Source organism: Actinophytocola sp., from assembly GCF_045807065.1.
Taxonomy (GTDB): domain Bacteria; phylum Actinomycetota; class Actinomycetes; order Mycobacteriales; family Pseudonocardiaceae; genus Actinophytocola.
The window spans coordinates 1-17,752 of the sequence record NZ_JBJMIE010000444.1 but is presented as its reverse complement, the minus strand read 5'-3'; the positions used below and the strand labels follow the sequence as shown (position 1 = coordinate 17,752).

19 protein-coding genes are annotated in these 17,752 nt (G+C 71.1%); 10 read left to right on the top strand and 9 right to left on the bottom strand.

The window, feature by feature from the left end; all coding sequences use genetic code 11:
* Nucleotides 1-171: 171 nt before the first annotated feature.
* From ACJ73U_RS26020 to ACJ73U_RS26000, 5 genes are all read left to right on the top strand, one after another.
* Nucleotides 172-1,338 (top strand): PucR family transcriptional regulator, encoded by a 1,167-nt coding sequence (locus ACJ73U_RS26020; RefSeq protein WP_407780331.1) that lies wholly within the window; start codon nt 172-174, stop codon nt 1,336-1,338.
* 133 nt (nt 1,339-1,471) lie between these two features.
* Complete coding sequence (locus tag ACJ73U_RS26015; RefSeq protein WP_407780330.1) at nt 1,472-2,383, top strand: ACP S-malonyltransferase; 912 nt, start codon at nt 1,472-1,474, stop codon at nt 2,381-2,383.
* Complete coding sequence (locus tag ACJ73U_RS26010; protein ID WP_407780329.1) at nt 2,380-3,354, top strand: beta-ketoacyl-ACP synthase III; 975 nt, start codon at nt 2,380-2,382, stop codon at nt 3,352-3,354. Before ACJ73U_RS26015 ends, ACJ73U_RS26010 begins: the two co-directional genes overlap by 4 nt.
* 87 nt (nt 3,355-3,441) lie before the next feature.
* Nucleotides 3,442-3,693, top strand: coding sequence for an acyl carrier protein (locus ACJ73U_RS26005; protein ID WP_407780328.1), 252 nt, complete (start codon nt 3,442-3,444; stop codon nt 3,691-3,693).
* Between the two features lie 34 nt (nt 3,694-3,727).
* Nucleotides 3,728-4,969: a beta-ketoacyl-[acyl-carrier-protein] synthase family protein gene (locus ACJ73U_RS26000; RefSeq protein WP_407780327.1), complete on the top strand. Its 1,242-nt coding sequence runs from the start codon at nt 3,728-3,730 to the stop codon at nt 4,967-4,969.
* Nucleotides 4,970-5,064: 95 nt separating this feature from the next.
* Here ACJ73U_RS26000 and ACJ73U_RS25995 read toward each other — a convergent pair whose 3' ends face one another.
* Together ACJ73U_RS25995 and ACJ73U_RS25990 are read right to left on the bottom strand one after the other, a co-directional pair.
* Nucleotides 5,065-5,649 carry a hypothetical protein gene (locus ACJ73U_RS25995; protein ID WP_407780326.1) on the bottom strand — a complete coding sequence of 195 codons (585 nt, stop codon included), beginning with the start codon at nt 5,647-5,649 and terminating at the stop codon, nt 5,065-5,067.
* A gap of 136 nt (nt 5,650-5,785) precedes the next feature.
* On the bottom strand, nt 5,786-6,277 hold the full coding sequence (locus ACJ73U_RS25990) for a DUF3145 domain-containing protein (protein WP_407780325.1): 492 nt from the start codon (nt 6,275-6,277) through the stop codon (nt 5,786-5,788).
* A gap of 188 nt (nt 6,278-6,465) precedes the next feature.
* Between ACJ73U_RS25990 and ACJ73U_RS25985 the strand changes: the two genes are divergently transcribed.
* Nucleotides 6,466-7,740, top strand: a complete 1,275-nt coding sequence (locus ACJ73U_RS25985; protein ID WP_407780324.1) for a hypothetical protein — start codon at nt 6,466-6,468, stop codon at nt 7,738-7,740.
* On the opposite strand, the gene ACJ73U_RS25980 is transcribed toward ACJ73U_RS25985, so the two are convergent.
* Nucleotides 7,737-8,732, bottom strand: a complete 996-nt coding sequence (locus tag ACJ73U_RS25980) for a pyridoxal-phosphate dependent enzyme (protein ID WP_407780323.1) — start codon at nt 8,730-8,732, stop codon at nt 7,737-7,739. The genes ACJ73U_RS25985 and ACJ73U_RS25980 overlap by 4 nt on opposite strands.
* A gap of 31 nt (nt 8,733-8,763) precedes the next feature.
* On the opposite strand from ACJ73U_RS25980, the gene ACJ73U_RS25975 reads away from it, so the two are divergent.
* Nucleotides 8,764-9,108 (top strand): Lsr2 family protein, encoded by a 345-nt coding sequence (locus ACJ73U_RS25975; protein ID WP_407780322.1) that lies wholly within the window; start codon nt 8,764-8,766, stop codon nt 9,106-9,108.
* Here ACJ73U_RS25975 and ACJ73U_RS25970 read toward each other — a convergent pair.
* Nucleotides 9,105-9,977, bottom strand: coding sequence for an oxygenase MpaB family protein (locus tag ACJ73U_RS25970; RefSeq protein WP_407780321.1), 873 nt, complete (start codon nt 9,975-9,977; stop codon nt 9,105-9,107). The genes ACJ73U_RS25975 and ACJ73U_RS25970 overlap by 4 nt on opposite strands.
* A gap of 1 nt (nt 9,978) precedes the next feature.
* Between ACJ73U_RS25970 and ACJ73U_RS25965 the strand changes: the two genes are divergently transcribed.
* On the top strand, nt 9,979-10,482 hold the full coding sequence (locus ACJ73U_RS25965) for an isochorismatase family protein (protein WP_407780320.1): 504 nt from the start codon (nt 9,979-9,981) through the stop codon (nt 10,480-10,482).
* Between the two features lie 38 nt (nt 10,483-10,520).
* On the top strand, nt 10,521-10,898 hold the full coding sequence (locus ACJ73U_RS25960) for a hypothetical protein (RefSeq protein ID WP_407780319.1): 378 nt from the start codon (nt 10,521-10,523) through the stop codon (nt 10,896-10,898).
* Here ACJ73U_RS25960 and ACJ73U_RS25955 read toward each other — a convergent pair.
* From ACJ73U_RS25955 to ACJ73U_RS25935, 5 genes are read right to left on the bottom strand one after another with little or no spacing between them, the layout of a single operon-like run.
* Entirely contained in the window at nt 10,895-12,217 is a 1,323-nt protein-coding gene (locus tag ACJ73U_RS25955) for an NAD(P)(+) transhydrogenase (Re/Si-specific) subunit beta (RefSeq protein WP_407780332.1), read from the bottom strand. The genes ACJ73U_RS25960 and ACJ73U_RS25955 overlap by 4 nt on opposite strands.
* 59 nt (nt 12,218-12,276) lie before the next feature.
* Nucleotides 12,277-12,561: an NAD(P) transhydrogenase subunit alpha gene (locus tag ACJ73U_RS25950; protein ID WP_407780318.1), complete on the bottom strand. Its 285-nt coding sequence runs from the start codon at nt 12,559-12,561 to the stop codon at nt 12,277-12,279.
* 27 nt (nt 12,562-12,588) lie between these two features.
* Nucleotides 12,589-14,142 carry an acetolactate synthase large subunit gene (locus ACJ73U_RS25945; RefSeq protein WP_407780317.1) on the bottom strand — a complete coding sequence of 518 codons (1,554 nt, stop codon included), beginning with the start codon at nt 14,140-14,142 and terminating at the stop codon, nt 12,589-12,591.
* 29 nt (nt 14,143-14,171) lie between these two features.
* The gene (locus ACJ73U_RS25940) at nt 14,172-15,545 is read right to left on the bottom strand and encodes an FAD-binding oxidoreductase (RefSeq protein ID WP_407780316.1); all 1,374 of its coding nucleotides are present in this window, start codon (nt 15,543-15,545) and stop codon (nt 14,172-14,174) included.
* A gap of 45 nt (nt 15,546-15,590) precedes the next feature.
* A complete protein-coding gene (locus tag ACJ73U_RS25935; RefSeq protein WP_407780315.1) occupies nt 15,591-16,598 on the bottom strand; it encodes an NAD(P)/FAD-dependent oxidoreductase in 1,008 nt (335 codons plus the stop codon).
* Between the two features lie 177 nt (nt 16,599-16,775).
* Here ACJ73U_RS25935 and ACJ73U_RS25930 point away from each other — a divergent pair, with 177 nt between their 5' ends.
* Complete coding sequence (locus ACJ73U_RS25930) at nt 16,776-17,576, top strand: rRNA adenine N(6)-methyltransferase family protein (protein WP_407780314.1); 801 nt, start codon at nt 16,776-16,778, stop codon at nt 17,574-17,576.
* The last annotated feature ends 176 nt before the right edge of the window (nt 17,577-17,752 follow it).

The following is a 17,752-nucleotide window of genomic DNA, read 5'->3' as shown; positions in this document are numbered from 1 at the left end:
GCCTCGCCGTCCCCACCTCGCCGTCCCCACCTCGCCGTCCCCACCTCGCCGTCCCCACCTCGCCGTCCCCACCTCGCCGTCCCCACCTCGCCGTCCCCACCTCGCCGTCCCCACCTCGCCGTCCCTGCGCGCTTGGGGCGCGCTGGCGGAGCGGGGCTATACAGTCGGGGGATGGTTGAGGTGTCGCGGGGGACTCTTGCGGCGCTTGATCGTGCTTCTGGGAAGTTGGCTTCCGCGGCGCTTGCTTCTATGGATGAGCAGTTTGCCTGGTTTGGGCGGATGCCGGCTGATCAGCGGGCTTCCGTTCAGTTGATTGCCCAGGTGGGGGCCGCCGGGTTCACCTCCTACCTCCGGGATCAGCGGGAGGCCATCCAGCTCACGGCCGATGCGTTTCGGCAGGCGCCGCGGGATCTTTCGCGGTGGATCTCGTTGCGGCAGACCGTGGAGTTGGTGCGGGTGGCCGTGCATGTCATCGAGCAGGAGGTGCCGCTGCTCGCCGCCAACGATGTCGAGCGGCAGGTGCTCACCGAGGCCGTCCTCCGCTACGGGCGGGAGGTTGCCTTCACCTCTGCCATGTCCTACGCCACCGCCGCCGAGACCCGCGGGGCCTGGGACGCTCGGCTCGAGGCTTCGGTCGTCGACGCCATCGTGCGGGGGGATGCCGAGGAGTCGCTGCTCAGCCGGGCCGCCGCGCTCGGGTGGGACCTGGACGAACCCGCGACCGTGCTCGTGGGGAACTCGCCGTCGGACGATCCGCCGACCGTGCTCTACGAGGTGCGCAGCCGCGCGGCGCGGGCCAACCGGTCCGTTCTGCTCGGGGTGCAGGGGTCTCGGCTCGTCGTCGTTCTCGCCGGGGAGACCGACGCACCGCAGGTGCTCGCCAAGATGTCGGCCTCCTTCGGGGACGGGCCCGTGGTCGCCGGGCCCACCGTGGCCAACATCGCCGACGCGCACCGCAGCTCGGCCGAGGCACTTTCCGGGTTGCGGGCCGTTGTCGCCTGGCCCGCGGCGCCGCGGCCGGTGCGGTCGACCGATCTGCTGCCCGAGCGGGCGCTGGCCGGGGACCCCGAGGCCGAGTGGCAGCTCATCGACCAGATCGCCCGGCCGCTCGAGAAGGCCGGGGGTGCGCTCCTCGAAACCGTCGAGACCTATCTTGAGGCCGGCGGGGTGCTCGAGACCTGCGCGCGGCTGCTGTTCGTCCACCCCAACACCGTGCGGTACCGGCTGCGGAAGGCCACCGAGATCACCGGGCACAATGCGAACCTGCCTCGTGACGCGCTCGTGCTTCGCATCGCGCTCGCGGTGGGACGTCTGTCACGTTCGCGTGGTCTCTGGTAGGCCGCGAACGACAGAAATCCCTCTTGACCGTTCATGTTGCGATAACCTTTGTAGGTTCCCTACAAACCAACCGGCTCGACTTGGTGAGTGGCGCTATCACCTCAACCAACCAACACCGTGTTCCCTTGAGTACGTGCTCGCGTTACTCGCCCCCGGTCAGGGCTCCCAGACACCCGGCATGCTCACCCCTTGGCTCGAGCTGGAGGGCACCCGAGAGCGGCTGGCCTCCTGGTCCGAGCTCGCCGGCCTGGACCTGGTCGAGCTCGGCACCGTCGCGGACGCCGACGCCATCAAGGACACGGCCGTCACCCAGCCGCTCGTCGTGGCCGCCGCGCTGCTCGCCTACGAGGTGCTCGCCGCCAGGCACGAGCTGCCCGCGGACGTCGTCGTCGCCGGGCACTCCGTCGGTGAGCTGGCCGCCGCCGCCATCGCGGGGGTGCTCACCGCGGACGACGCGGTCGCGCTCGCGGCCGTGCGCGGGCGGGAGATGGCCGCGGCCTGCGACCTTGCGCCCACCGGGATGGTCGCGGTGATGGGTGGTGAGCCCGACGACGTCGTCGCCTGGCTCGCCGAGCACGACCTCACCGGGGCGAACATGAACGGCGCCGGTCAGATCGTCGCCGCCGGGCCGGTCAACGGCATCGACGCCGTGGTCGCCGAGAAGCCGGACTTCGTCAGGAAGGTCATCAGGCTCAAGGTCGCCGGCGCCTTCCACACCCACTACATGGCCCCCGCCCAGGAGAAGCTCCGGGAGAGGGCCAAGGACATCACGGTCAGCGACCCGGCCCGCACGCTCCTGTCCAACGCCGACGGCCAGCAGGTCAAGAGCGGAGCCGACATGCTGGAGCGGCTGGTCAACCAGGTCACCCTGTCCGTGCGTTGGGACCTCTGCATGAACACCATGTCCGAGCTCGGCGCGGACTTCGCGGCCGAGCTGCCACCCGCCGGCGCACTGTCCGGCCTGGTCAAACGGGAGCTGAAGATCACCACGGCGGCCCTCAAGACGCCGGACGACCTGGCGAAGGTCGCGGAGGTGCTGGCATGACCTCCCTACGACTCGCCCCGGGCGTCGGCGGCACCCGCATCCTCGGCATCGGCAGCGCCCAGCCCGAGCAGGTCGTCACCAACCACGACCTCGCCAAGACCATGGACACGAACGACCAGTGGATCCGCGAGCGGGTCGGCATCGTCGAGCGGCGCTTCGCCGGCGAGAAGGACACCGTGGTCAGCATGGCCGTCGAGGCCGGGTCCAAGGCCATCGCGGCCGCCGGGCTCGACCCGGCCGACCTCGACACGGTGATCGTCGCCAACTGCACGACCAAGCAGCCGATCCCGAACGCGGCCGCACAGGTCGCCGACCTCATCGGGATCAAGGCGGCCGGCGGGTTCGACCTCAACGCCGCCTGCGCGGGCTTCTGCTACGGGCTCGGCGTCGCCTCCGACCTGGTCCGCGCCGGCTCGTCGCGGCGGGCGCTGGTGATCGGCTCCGAGAAGCTCACCGACGTGGTGGACCCGGCCGACCGCTCCACGGCGATCATCTTCGCCGACGCGGCGGGCGCGGCGGTCGTCGGCCCGGCCGACGAGCCGGGCATCGGGCCGGTGGCCTGGGGCACCGCCGGTGACCTCGTCGACATGATCGGGATGACCGAGCGGACCTACATCTTCCAGGAGGGCCAGTCGGTCTACCGCTGGGCCACCACGAAGATCGCGCCGATCGCGCTCAGGGCCCTGGAGCTGGCCGGGGTGGCGCCGTCGGACGTCGACGTGCTGATCCCGCACCAGGCCAACCTGCGGATCGTCGAGGCGATCGCGAAGAAGCTGCGGAAGGAGGGGGCGCGGGAGGACATGGTCGTCGCCGACGACATCGTCTACTCCGGCAACACCTCGTCCGCCTCCATCCCCATGGCGATGGACCACATGCGGACCGCCGGCAAGATCCACTCCGGCGACGTCGCGCTGCTCGTCGGGTTCGGCGCCGGCCTGTCCTACGCGGGCCAGGTCGTCATCTGCCCGTGACCGACTGAACCGATCACTCCGCAAGCTCCGTCAGGAGAAGACTTTCCGGACCGCCCGGTCCGGGACAACAAAGGAGAAAGCAACCCCATGGCAGAGAAGCTCACCGACGAGGAGATCCTGACCGGCCTCGCCGAGATCGTCGAAGAGGTCGCCGGCGTCGAGGCCGACGAGGTCACCGCCGACAAGTCCTTCGTCGACGACCTGGACATCGACTCGCTGTCGATGGTGGAGATCGCCGTGCAGGCCGAGGACCGGTTCGAGGTCAAGATCCCGGACGCGGAGCTCGCGAACCTGAAGACCGTCGGCGACGCCGTGAGCTACGTCTCCAAGAACGTCTGACAAGTTTCACCCGAGGGAAGGACCACGGAGGGCCATGAGTACGGAAGTCGTCGTCACCGGCATGGGTGCGACCACGCCGCTCGGTGGGGACGTCACGTCCACCTGGGACGGTCTGATCGCCGGTCGCAACGGCGTCACGACCAACAAGGCCGAGTGGGCGGAGAAGTACAACCTGCCGGCGCGGCTCGCCGCGCCGCTGGCCGTCGAGCCGTCCGAGGTCCTGCCCCGAGTGCAGCTGCGCAGGATGGACCGCTGTGAGCAGGTCGCGCTCATCGCGGCCCGCCAGGCGTGGGCGGACGCCGGGTACGAGATGCCGTCCGACGAGCACGAGCCGGTCGACCCGGACCGGCTCGGCGTCGCGCTCGGCACCGGCATCGGCGGCGCCGGCACGCTCCTCGCACAGGACGACCTGCTCGAGGAGCACGGCCTGCGCAAGGTGTCGCCGCTGACCGTGCCCATGCTCATGCCGAACGGTCCGGCCGCGCACGTCAGCATCGACCTGCGGGCACGGGCCGGGGTGCACTCCCCGGTCTCGGCCTGCGCCACCGGCGCGGAGTCGCTCGCGCTGGGCTTCGACATGATCCGGGCCGGCCGCGCCGACGTGGTCGTCGCGGGTGGCGCGGAGGCGTGCATCCTGCCGATCACGGTGGCCGGCTTCGCCCAGTCCCGCACGCTGTCGCTGCGCAACGACGAGCCGGACCGCGCGTCCCGGCCGTTCGACGTCGACCGCGACGGGTTCGTGCTCGGCGAGGGCGCGGGCGTGCTGATCCTGGAGTCCGCGGAGCACGCGCGGGCCCGTGGGGCGCGGGTGTACGGCAAGCTCGCCGGCACCGGCATCACGTCCGACGCCTACCACATCACGGGCAACCACCCCGAGGGCATCGGGCAGATGGCCGCGATGACCAAGGCGATCCAGCAGGCTGGTCTGACCGCGGCCGACATCGGTCACGTCAACGCGCACGCGACGTCCACCGTCGTCGGCGACATCGGCGAGGCGGCCGCGATCCGCAAGGCGATCGGCGACCACGTGGTGCTCACCGCGCCGAAGAGCTCGTTCGGCCACCTGGTCGGCGGTGCCGGTGCGGTAGAGAGCATCCTCACGCTGCTGTCGATCTACCACGGCATCATCCCGGCCACCCGCAACCTGGACAACCAGGACCCGAAGATCGAGCTGGACGTCGTGGCGGGCGAGCCGCGCAAGATGGAACTGACCGCCGCGATGAACGACTCGTTCGGCTTCGGCGGCCACAACGTGGCCCTGGTCTTCACCGCCTAGCACCCGCGTGTCCAACCCGCAGGACGGGTGAGTTCAACGAATCGTGCCTGTCGCGTTCGTTGAACTCACCGGTCGCGGGCGTTGGACACGCGGGGTCAGGTGGGGCAGGGGGTGTGTTGGGGGCTGGCGCTGCTCGGACCGATAGCCAGTCTCCACTCGCCCTTCTCCTTGGCGAAGGCCCAGACCACGTTCCACTCGATGCAGCCGACGGGCATCTCCGGCGGCCCGTCCTGCGGGTCCTGGGTGCTCGTGAAGTGCAGCAGCACCTGTGCGGCGTCAGCCCCGGCGGTCTCGATGCGGTAGACGGTGATGCTGCCGTCGCGGGTGGTCTTGTAGGCCGTCCGCCAGTCCTCTTCCGGCTGCGCCTGACGACGCGCGGTGGTCACCGTCGCGGACCAGGCCGCGTAGTCCTTGGTGTTGATCGCGTCGAAGTAGCGCTGGAGCAGTCCGTGCAGCGTGTTGTACAGCGGGTGCGCCGTCGCGTCCGCGTAGCCCTGCACGGCCGGCGGCCCCGGCTGCTCGCTCGGCGGCACCGACGAGGTCGACGGCCTGACCGCGGCCGGCGGCAGTGGCTGGTCCGCGTACACGCTGCGCGCCACCAACGCCCCCAACGCGGTCGCGATCACCGTGATCAGCAGCACCGGCAGCAACCACAGCTGCCGAGGAGATCCCCTGGACACGGACTACAGGATGGCAGGCGCACCTGACCTGTCGCAGGCAGGTCAGGTCAACCACGCCGCGGCAGCCGGGCAGGCAGAGCCGAACCGGCAAGCCGGGCAGAGCCGAACCGGCAAGCACAGCAGGGGCGACCGACGGTCAGCCGACGCGGTGCAGCCAGGTCACCGGGGCGCCGTCGCCGGCGCGGCGGTACGGCTCCAGTGCCGCGTCCCAGGAGGCACCGAGCAGTTCGTCGACCCGGTGGGCGAACGACTCGTTGGAGCGGGCGGCCGACGCGATGGCGCGTAGCTGGTCCTCGCCGACGACGATGTCGCCGTTGGCGCTCGTGCGGGTACGCCACAGGCCCAGTGCGGGGGCGAAGCAGAAACGCTCGCCGTCCACGCCCGGGCTAGGCTCCTCGGTGACCTCGAAGCGCAGCATGGGCCAGGCCTTGAGGGCAGCGACGAGTTTCGCGCCCGTGCCGGGATCGCCGGTCCACCCGCACTCGGCGCGCAGCTGGCCGGCGGCTTCCGGCTGAGCGGTCCACTGGAGGTTCGCCCGAACTCCAAGGGTGCCCGAAATAGCCCACTCGACGTGCGGACATACCGCAGCCGGCGACGAGTGGACGTACACAACGCCACGAGTGCTCACTGCTGACCTCCGCTGCTCGACGAGGATTCGTCTTCCCCTACGTCCTCGTCAACGGATAACCGGCAATGTCACACGCGGGTCCATTGTGCCCTGTACACGGGTAGTTACGCCACACTATCGAGCCCCGGCTACCGTTGTCCCGTCGGGCCGGGTGGTTGGTCAGGGGGTGCGCGGTGCGGGTGGTTCGGGTGGGTGACGAGACCTCGGCGGTCGGCGACGACGTGCGGGCCGCGCTCACGTCGTGGGGCCGCGGTGACGCACTGGTCGGCGGGGTCGCCCTGGTGGGGCTGCGCCCCGAGGGCTGTGACCAGGCGGTGGACGCGGTCGTCGTGCTGCCGCGCGGGGTGCTGGTGGTCGTCGGTGTCGACCTGCCCGACCCCGCGGTCCGGCTCGACGCGCCGCTCTCGGGCCAGTGGAAGACCGACGGCTGGCCGCTCGTCCGCCCCGACGGTGCCGTGAATCCGGCCGTGGACGCGGTGAAAACCGTCACCGTCGTCCGACACACACTCGAACAGGCCAAGGTCGAACCGTTACCTGTGGGCACGGTCGTCGCCGTCGGGCCGTACGTGTCGCAGGTGCACCAGCCGACCTCGGACCTGCTGCGAGGCGTGCGGATCCTGCACCCCGAGCCGAAGACCCTGCTGACCGCGTCCCGCGAGCTGGCCACTTACCAGGGCCCGTGCACGACCGCGCAGGCCCGCGCGATCCTCACCGCCCTCTCCCCCGACCACGCCGACGTCGACCTGTCCGGCGAGGGCTTCACGGAGTCGGCCGCCCCCACGGTGGCCGCCGCGAGCACGATGCTCATCCCCCGCGTGCAGACCGCGCGACCACGTCCCCGTACCGCGAAGCCCACCAGGTCGTCCGGCAGGAACGGGTTGCGGTGGCTGCCGGCCGGCGCCGTCGTGCTGGTCGCGTTGCTGCTGCTCACAGGCATCGTGTACGCGGTCGCGTCGTCCGGCTCGACCGACGACGGGGCCAAGAACACCAGCACGACCCGCACCGAGTCGAGCGGGGTGAAGGTCGAGGGCTTCACGTTCGAGCCGAGGGGCGCGATCTCCGACACCGACTGCGCGGCACATGCATATGGCGATGTGCAGGTGTGGCTGCAACACAACCGCTGTTCGCAACTGGTCCGCGCCCGTTACGAGTCCACTTCGGACGGTAAGCGGGCGGCGATACTGGTCGCGGTGCTGCGGTTCCCGGAGACCGCGCTGGCCGGCGAGCTGGACACGGTCGCCACGCAACCCGGCAGCGGCGCCGTCGCCGACGCGTCGACCGAGGGCACGCCGTGGCCGGGGAAGTCGAAGCCGTTCTTCGAGTCGGCCGCCTTCGCGAGCGGCCGAGAGGGCAACAGCCTCCGGCTCGTGCAGGCGGTGTGGATCGGCGCACCATCCACACCGGACGACGTGACGCTGCGGAAGATGGCCACCACCGCCCTGGAGATCCCCTCCCCCGACTAACGGGCCGCTTCGGCGACCAGTTCCGGGGCGTAGGCGAAGTTGGCCGGCACACCACCGGTGTGCATGAACACGACCGTCTCACCCGGACGGATGCCGGACACGAGCGCGGCGGCCGCCTTGCCCGTGTAGACGAGGTCGAGCACGATGCCCTCGGTGCGGGCGAACAACCGCAGCGCCGACCAGACCTCGTCGGTCGGCACGCCGTAGCCCTCGCCGAGCGCGCTCTCGTCGACGCTCACGTGGTCGAGCTTCGGCGGGTCGACGTCCAGCTCCTTCGCGGCGAGCCGGGCCGCCCGGTCGATCTTCCGCGCGGAGCCGGGCGACACGCTGACCGCCGTGATGGGCGTCTCGGTGCCGAGCGCGAGCCCGGCGGCGGTGCCGCCACTGCCGGCGGCGCAGACGATGCGGTCGACCACGCGGTCGTCGAGCTGTTCGGTGAGCTCCTGCGCGGCGGCCACGTAACCGAGCACCCCCAGCCCGCTGGACCCGCCGACCGGCAGCGTGACGGACGTCGCGGTGGCGAGCGCGCCCGCCGTGTAGTCGGCCTCCTCGTCGGTGTCGCAGAGGTGGAGCCGCGCGCCGAACAGCCGGTCGAGCGCGACGTTGCCGGACCGGTCGTACGCGAAGCCGGACCGCGGCACCGAACGCGTGAGCACCAGCTCGCACCGCAACCCGAGCCGTGCGCAGGCGGCGGCGGTCAGGCGTCCATGGTTCGTCTGCACACCGCCGAACGTGATGATCGTGTCCGCGCCGGCGGCAAGCGCGGCGGCGAGGGTGAACTCCAGTTTGCGGAGCTTGCTGCCACCGAGGCCGACGCCGCCGACGTCGTCCCGCTTCACGAGCACGGTCGCGCCGAGCGCGGCGGACAGGCGGGGACAGGTGTCGAGCGGCGTGGGCCAGGTGCCGAGGGGAACGCGATGGAAGGTCGACAGGTCCACGCGACGAGTCTGCCGCTGCGTCGTCCGCACCGCCACCCGCGCTATCCTCACCATTGTTCGGATCATTCCCAATTCGGAGGACCCTGTGGCGCAGCGAACCATTCTCGAACTGGTCGACGACCTGGACGGTGGGAAGGCCAACGAGACCGTGAACTTCGCGCTCGACGGGGTCGAGTACGAGATGGACCTGTCCGCTGACAACGCCGCCCGGCTGCGCGATGTGTTCGCCGAGTACGTCGGTCACGCGCGGCGCACGGGTGGGCGCAAGCAGCGGGGCGGCACGGCGACGAAGTCGACCAACGGCAACGGCAACGGCAAGCCGGACACGCAGGCCGTGCGCGAGTGGGCCCGCAGCCAGGGCGAGACCGTGGCCGAGCGTGGGCGCGTGCCGCAGGCGCTGGTGATGCGCTTCCAGGAAGCCCACAACTAGGCGGCGGCGGGCAATCTCCTGGCCGACGGGGCGGCCCACTTTCCCAGTCTCTGCACCGCGAGCACCGGATGTGGCACCAGTGGGCCGAGTCTGGGCTCGCTGACTACCGTCCGCACAGTTTTCTGTACTAACCGCAAGGTTTCCGCCAGGGTGCGCATCGCGGTCGTGCTGACCGCGGCCGGGTAGGCGCGCCGCCCGTACAGGCGGGCCGCCCAGCCCGGTAACAGCGAGTACGCCAGGTGCCCCACCACCGTCTCGTACAACGGCAGTCCCAGCGCCAGCCTGCCGCTCACGGGTGGCCGGTGGAGGAAGTCGTAGATCTCGTCGGTGTCCTCGGTGCGGCGCAGCGACGGCCGCATCCGTTGCAGGTAGCGCCGCATCTGCGCCACCGAGCCCGGCACCTCGTCCGGGTCGAGCCCGACCAGCGCCGCCGACGCGCGCTGCTCGTCCAGGTACCGGTCGGCGTGCGCGGCGGTCAGGGGGAACCCGGCGCGCCGCACCACGGTCAGGAACGACGACACCTCCGCGCAGTGCACCCACAGCAGCAGTTCCGGCTCGTCGATGCGGAACGTCCTGCCCTCGTAGGTGCCGCGCAACGACCGGTGCACCGAGCGAACGCGTGCCGCCAGCCGCTCGACCTCGTCACGCGGGCAGTACGTCGCCGCGCCGACGAAGTTGGCCGTGCGCACCAGCCTACCGAGCGGGTCGGCGCGGAAGTCCGAGTTCTGCACGATCCCGGCGACCGCGCGCGGGTGCAGCGCCTGCAGGTACAGGCTGCGGATCCCGGCGAGCCACATGGCCGGCTCGGCGTGCAGCTGCCAGCTCACCGAGGACGGGCCGAACAGACCGGCATCGTTAGGCTTCGGCACCATGGCTCCATTGAACCTCGACATGTCGCGCACGGCACTGGTCCTCGTGGACCTCATGCCGCGGATCATCGCGCAGCCGACCGTGCCGCACACCGGGGAGCAGGTCCTCGAGCGCTGCCTGCGACTCGCCGACGCGTTCCGGTCGCGCGGTGCGCTCGTGGTGTGGGTCCGCGCCGAACGTCCCGGCACGCAACCGGACGGCAGTGAGCTGGCGGCCGAGCCGAGGGCCGAGGACGTCGTGGTGGTCAAGCGGACGTGGGGTGCCTTCGGCTCCAGCACCATCGACGAGGAGCTGCGGAAGCGGGAGATCACCACGGTCGTGCTCGCGGGCATCGCGACGAACTTCGGCGTCGAGTCCACCGGCCGCGGCGCCGACGACCACGGCTACGACACGGTCTTCGTGACCGACGCCATGACCGGCCTGGAGGCGCACGCGCACGAGTTCGCGGTGGAGTACGTCCTCCCGAAGCTGGGCGAGGTCATCACCACCGACGCATTGCTCTGATAACGTCGTCTCCGGCGTGGACAACGTTGGAGGATCACGTGACCGTGCAGTACATCGGCGCCGCGGCGCTCGGCGAGGCGCTCGGCGTCAGCCGGCACGCCGTGCACAAGTGGCGCTCCCGCTACCCCGCTGGCTCGAGCCACCCGTTCCCGGAACCCGACATCGAGATCGACGGGACGCCGGGCTGGCGGCCCAACCGGGTCGCGGACGTGGCGCGGTGGCGGGACGGGCTGCCTGGTCGCGGGGCGGGCGGCGGCCGGCCGACCGCCGCGCGCCAGGAGTACTTCATGATGGCCACGAAGCGCGGCCTCGACCGGGACGAGGCGGTGCGGGCGCTCCAGACGTTCGTCGACGAGTTTCCCGAGATGACCGAGGCGGAGGTGTGCGCCTGGCTCATCGGGAAGTGGACCGACTAGAGGGCCTTCAGCTCCTCGGTGATCTCCGACACCGAGGACTTGGCGTCGCCGAACAGCATGGACGTCTTGGGGTTGTAGTACAGCTCGTTGTCGACCCCGGCGAAGCCCGGCCGCATCGAGCGCTTCAGGACGATGACCGACTTGCTCTCGTCCACGTCCAGGATCGGCATGCCGTAGATCGGTGACGACGGGTCGGTGCGGGCGGCCGGGTTGGTCACGTCGTTGGCGCCGATCACCAGGGCCACGTCGGTGCGGGGGAACTCACCGTTGATCAGGTCCATCTCGCGCAGCCGGTCGTAGGGCACGTCCGCCTCCGCGAGCAGCACGTTCATGTGCCCCGGCATGCGCCCGGCGACCGGGTGGATGGCGTAGTACACGGCCACGCCCTTGTCCTCCAGCAGGCTGGACAGCTGCCGAACCTGGTGCTGTGCCTGTGCGACGGCCAGTCCGTAGCCCGGCACGATGATCACCTGGCGGGCGAAGGCCATCTGGATCGCGGCGTCACCGGCCGACGTCTGGCGGACGGAACGGTCACCCGCCTCGATCCCGCCGGCCGCGGTCGAGCCGCCGAAGCCACCCGCCACGATCGCCGGGATGGACCGGTTCATGGCCTTGGCCATGAGGTTCGTCAGGATCGAGCCGGACGCGCCGACGATCATGCCGGCCACGATCAGCGCCGTGTTGGACAGCGCCAGCCCCATGGCCGCCGCCGACAGCCCGGTCGCCGCGTTGAGCAGGGAGATCACCACCGGCATGTCGGCGCCGCCGATCGGCAGCACCACCAGCAGCCCCAGCACCGACGACGTCACCAGCAGGCCGCCCATCAGCCACTCGGACGTCGCACCGGCGACCACGGACACCCCGAACGCCAGCGCGCCCAACAGCACGAGGAGGTTCAGGAGCTGCTGCGGACGACCGACCGTGATGGGCCGGCCGGGGAGGATCTCCTGCAGCTTGCCGAACGCGACGTTCGAACCCCAGAACGACACGGACCCGATGATCGCGGCGAACAGCGACGCCACCGCGACGTAGCGCGGCTCGTCGCGGAACCCGGTGCTGCCGCGGAACTCCACCCACGCGATCAACGCGATGGCCCCGCCACCGACGCCGTTGAACAGCGCCACCATCTGCGGCATCGCGGTCATCTTGACCCGACGCGCGGCCGGCACACCGACCGCGGCGCCGATCGCCACGCCGAGCAGGATCAGCCACCAGTTACCGAGGCCGGGCGTCAGCAGGGTGGCGATCACCGCGATGGCCATGCCCGCGGCCGCGATCATGTTGCCGCGCACCGCCGTCCTCGGCCCGGTGAGCCCCATGAGCCCGTAGATGAACAGGGCGAACGCGACGATGTAGAGGCACTGGATGAACGTGGCGCTCACTTGCGGTCCCGGTCCTTGAACATGCCGAGCATGCGGTCCGTGACCAGGAACCCGCCGACCACGTTGATCGTGCCGAACGCGATCGCCACCACCAGCAGGATCTTGTTCAGCACGCCTTCGGCACCGAGCCCGAGCACGATGAACCCACCGAGCACGACGATCCCGTGGATCGCGTTGGTGCCGGACATCAGCGGCGTGTGCAGCGTGTTCGGCACCTTGGAGATCACCGCGAAACCGACGAAGCCGGCCAGCACCAGGATCGCGAGGTTCTGCACCAACATGTGACCTACCCCCTTGTAGGGCAACGGTTACAAAAGCGGCGGCACCATGGCCTCGATCAGGTGCGGACCGGGTTCGGCGAGGGCCTTCGCGAACTGGTCCGCCAGCTCCTCGGCCGTGGTGGCCCGCGACGCCGGGACGCCCATGCCCCGCGACAGCGACACGAAGTCCAGGTCCGGTCCGGCCAGGTCGAGCAGCTGCTGCGCCTTCGGGCCCGCCGCCTCGGCACCCACTCGGGACAGTTCCATCCGCAGGATCGCGTACGCCCGGTTGTTCAGCAACACGGTCGTCACGTCCAGGCCCTCGCGGGCCATCGTCCACAGTGCCGACGCGGTGTACATGGCGCTGCCGTCCGCCTGCAGGCACACGACCGGGCGGTCCGGGCAGGCGACCGCGGCGCCCACGGCCACCGGCAGGCCCTGCCCGATCGCGCCGCCGGTCAGCGTGAGCACGTCGTGGCGCGGGGCCCCGGCGGTGGTCATCGGGATCATGAGGCCGGACGTGTTGGCCTCGTCGGACACGATCGCGCCCTCCGGCAGCAGGGCGCCGATGACCTCGGTCCAGTTCTGCGGGGTCAGGGCGCCGGTCGGCACCCCGGGACGAACGGCCTCCTGCAGCACCGGCGACACGTCTCCCGCGACCAGGTCCGCGAGGTGCTCGAGCGCGCCGGTGCCGTCCTCACCCAGCACGGACAGCACGTGCACGGTGCAGCCGTCCGGCACCAGCTCCGACGCCTTGCCGGGGTAGGCGAAGAACGAGACGGGTGACTTGGCGCCGACCAGGACCAGGTGCCTGACGTCGGTGAGCTGCCACTGCACCTGCTCGGCCAGGTAACCCAGCCGCTCGACGGTGGGCAGGCCCGCGCCGCGCTCGATCCGCGCCGGGAACGTCTCGGCGAACAGCTTCACGCCCGTCGCGGCCGCGACCCGGCTCGCGGCGAGCAGGCCGCGCTCGCGGGTGACGCCGTGGCCGAGCAGCAGCACGACCGGCTCACCACCCCGGACGAGATCGGCGACCGCCGCCACTCGGCGGTCCTCGACGGGCTGCTCGGCGACCGGCTCGACCTGCTCGCCGACGACGCCGCCGTCGGACCACGAGACGTCGGCCGGCAGCACGAGGTTCGCGATCTGGCCGGGTGGCTGCATGGCCGCGGCGATCGCGGCGGCCGCGTCCGCCCCGACCTCCTCCGACGCCTTCGACGTGCGGGACCAGCCGCCGAGCCAGCCGGTGAGGGCGTCGATGTCCGACTCGAGCGGTGCGTCGAAGCCCTTGTGGTAGCGGGCGTGGTCGCCGATCACGTTGAGTATCGGGGTGTGGGCGCGGCGGGCGTTGTGCAGGTTCGCGAGGCCGTTGGCCATGCCGGGACCCAGGTGCAGCAGCGTGGCGGCGGGCCGGTCGGCCATGCGGCCGTAGCCGTCGGCGGCGCCGGTCACGGTGCCCTCGAACAGGGACAGCACGGCCCGCATCCGCGGCACGGCGTCGAGCGCGGCGACGAAGTGCATCTCGGAGGTACCGGGGTTCGCGAAGCAGACGTCGACGCCGCCGTCGACGAGCGTCCGCAGGAGCGCCTGGGCGCCGTTCATGTGTTGTCTCCTAGTGGAAAAGAGGACGCCTAGTCGAAGAGGACGCCGGGGTTGAGGATGTCCTGGGGGTCGAACGCCTGCTTGATCCGGCGCATCAGCTCGACCTTGCCGGGGTCCTCCAGGTCCAGGAAGTGCTGCTTCTTCGCCCGGCCGATGCCGTGCTCGCCGGCGATCGCGCCACCCAGCGCCATGCCGCCGGCGAACAGGTCGTGCAGCACCCGGTGCCGCACCTCGGCGTCCTTCTGGAAGACGGCCAGGTGCACGTTGCCGTCGCCCGCGTGGCCGCAGCCGACGATCAGGGTGCCGCTGGCCTGCGCGATCTCCAGGACCTTCGTGAAGAACTCGGGCAGCGCGGCCCTGGGCAGGACCGTGTCGATGATCTCGTCCGCGCCGGCACCCTTGGCCGTGTAGAACGCCTTCTCGCGCGCGTCGATGAGCTTGCGGGCCGCGCCGCCGGGCAGCGAGTAGACGTCCAGCGCACCCAGCTCGCTGAGCAGCTCGCCGGCCCGCTCGATGTCCTCGTCGAGGCGGGCGGCTGAGTTGTCCTCCAGCATCACCACGAGGTAGGCCTGCGACTTCTCCTTGACGTCGTCGGGGATCCCGAGCTGCAGGTCGTGGGTGTAGGTGATGGCGCCCATGGTGAACGCGTCGATGTACTCGAGGATCAGCGGCCCGATGCCGGAGCCGACGACCTTCGGCACGGCGGTCATCACGGACGCGAGCTCGGGGAAGGGCGCGAGGATGGTGGCCTGGTGGGCAAGGCGCGGCTGGAGCTTGAGGACGGCCTCGGTGACCAGCGCGAGCGTGCCCTCGGAGCCGACGATGAGCTGGGTGAGGTCGTAGCCGGTGGAGGCTTTGACGTACTTGCCGCCGGTGCGGATGACCTCGCCGGTCGGGAGTGCCGCCTGCAACCCGAGGACGTGGTTGCGGGTCACGCCGTACTTGATGGCACGCATGCCGCCGGCGTTGGTGCTGACGTTGCCGCCGAGGCTCGCCGACAGCTCGCCCGGGTAGACGGGGTAGACCAGGCCGACCGCGGCGGTGGCCTCCTCCAGCGCCGTGAGCGTGACACCCGGCTGGACGACGGCGACGTGGTTGTCCGTGTCGATCTCGAGGATCTCGTTCATCCGCTCGAAGGACACGAGGATCCCGTCCGGGCGGGGGATGGCGGACCCGGACAGGCCGGTCCCGCTCCCGCGGGCGGTGACGGGGGTGTTCGTCTCGGCGGCGAGCTTGAGGACGGCCGCCACCTCGTCGGCGCTGCCCGGTCGCACGACGTGCGCCGGCCGGACCGGGTCGGTGCTGAGCGTCTCGTCGTGGGTGTAGTCCTCGCCGATCGCGTCGCCCGTGAGCACATGTCCGGCGCCGACGATCTCTTCCAGCCGTGCCGCCACGTCCGCCATTGGACTCCCTCCGCCTACTGGTCGGTAGTCACCATAGTCGGGTGTTCACCGGGGCGACATGATCGGCGACGGCGGTACCCGGCCGAGGATGATGTCGGCACCCGTTCGGGCCAACGCCGGTGCCATCTGGATGCCGTAGCCGCCCTGCCCGGCGTAGAACACGAAGCCCGGGTGGTCGGGCCAGGCACCGACGACCGGTTCGCGATCGGCCACGAACGACCGCAGGCCCGCCCAGGCCGTGTGCACGGACCGGAGGTTCAGCGTGGTCACGGCGTTCACCCGGTCGAGGGCGATGGCGACGTCCACCTCGTCGGGCTTGGCGTCGCAGGGCTCGCTGGGTGTCTCGTCGGCCGGGGAGATCAGCAGGTGCCCGCTCTCGGGGCGGAAGTAGAAGGTGTCGACGACGTCGGAGACGAGCGGCCAGGCGGGGTCGACGGTGGCGCGGGCGAGCGCGATGGTGCGGCGCATGGGCCGCAGGCCGATGGTGGGGACTCCCGCGAGTGCGGCCAGCTCGTCGGCCCAGGCGCCGGCGGCGTTGACGACGACGTCGGTCCTGATCCCGTTGACGACCCAACCGCCGCCGTCGCGGCGCAGCTCGGTGACACGGGCGTTCCTGTGGATGGTGCCGCCGCGTTCGTGGAGACCGCGGACGTAGCGGGCGTGCAGGGCCATGACGTCGATGTCCATGCACGAGGTGTCGATGGCGACCGCGAGTGGTGGTCTCAGCGGCGGGCACAGCTCGACGGCCTCCCGCGGGGTGAGGGGCTCGACGGGCAGCTCGCGGAGGTGGTCGACGCCGTCGTCGTCGAGGGCGAGCCAGAGGGTGGGGTGCGGGGTGAGGACGCCGTCGCCGAAGAGGGGCTCGCTCTCCCTGGTCAGCTGGCGGACGGTCGGGGGCCCGTAGGTGGGCGCGTAGATGGCGGCCGAGCGGCCGGTGGTGTGCCGCGCCAGCTCGGGCTCGGCCTCCAGCAGGATGACTTGCGCGTCGGCGGCCAGCTCGCAGGCGATCGAGACGCCGGCGATGCCACCACCGATGACCAGGACGTCGACCATGGTGGCGAGCTTAATTCGGTTGCCGGCGTGGCTAGCGTGATCGGTATGAGCGCCTCGATGTCGATAAGGCTGCGCCGTCGCTGACAGCGGCGGTTGCCCTTCTTCCTTCTTCCGGCGCGTATCGCCGCTGTCTCCAAGCACCTTCTGTTCGCTTCTCCGGCTTGGAGCCAGTCAGTCATGCGTTCTCACTCGCGGCGTCCCGCCGCGACCTCTTCCGGCGTCCACCTCCTGTCCGACGCCCGGGTGATCACCCGCCTGGTCACCGCGGCCGGCCTCGGCGCGGGCGATCTGGTGGTCGACTTCGGCGCCGGTCCCGGCACCATCACCGCGCCACTGGCCCGCACGGGTTCCCGGGTACTGGCGGTCGAGCGGGACGCCCGGTTCGTGGCGGACCTGCGGCGCCGCTTCGCGGGGTGCGCGGAGGTCCGCGTGGTGCACGAGGACCTCCGCACGGTCCGCCTACCGAGACGGGCGTTCGCCGTGGTGGCGAGCATTCCCTTCGCCGTGTCGACGCCGCTGCTACGCCGCCTGCTCACACCGGTGACGAGTGGGTTCTCCCACGCGGAGCTGGTCGTGGAGTGGGGCCTGGCCAGGCGGTTGACGGCCGCGTGCCCGCGCGACCTGGAGTCGGCCTGGTGGTCGTGCCGGTTCACGCTCACGGTCCGCCGCCGCATCCCGGCGCGGTGCTTCTCCCCGGCGCCGAGGGTGGACGCCGCGCACCTGGGCGTCCGTTCGAGAAACCTGGACCACCGCACGGCGGCGATCCTGTGGGCCCTGCTGTCCGCGGCATACGACCGGCCACGCGACCCGGCCCGCGCGGCACTGGCAGGCCTCGCACCGCGGCGGACCACGCACCGCCTGCTGGGCGACCGGCCCACCGCGGAGGTCCACACCGGACAGTGGCTGGCACTGGCCAAAGCCCTCGCCGCGGACCGCAGCGTGATCCCACCACCTCTCCCCGCACGAGCGTCCCGTTGAGACCGGCGAGGTCAGGAACGTGTCACAGCCGCGAACACAGCTCCGTCACAGGCGCCACGCCGGCATCACCTCGAAGGGTTTGGCCGTCTTCGCCGGGGAACGCTCCACCAGGTCGCCGTGTTCGGGGTCGGTGAGGGCGTCGTGTTTTGGGTTGAGGTTGTTGTTGGTAATGTGTT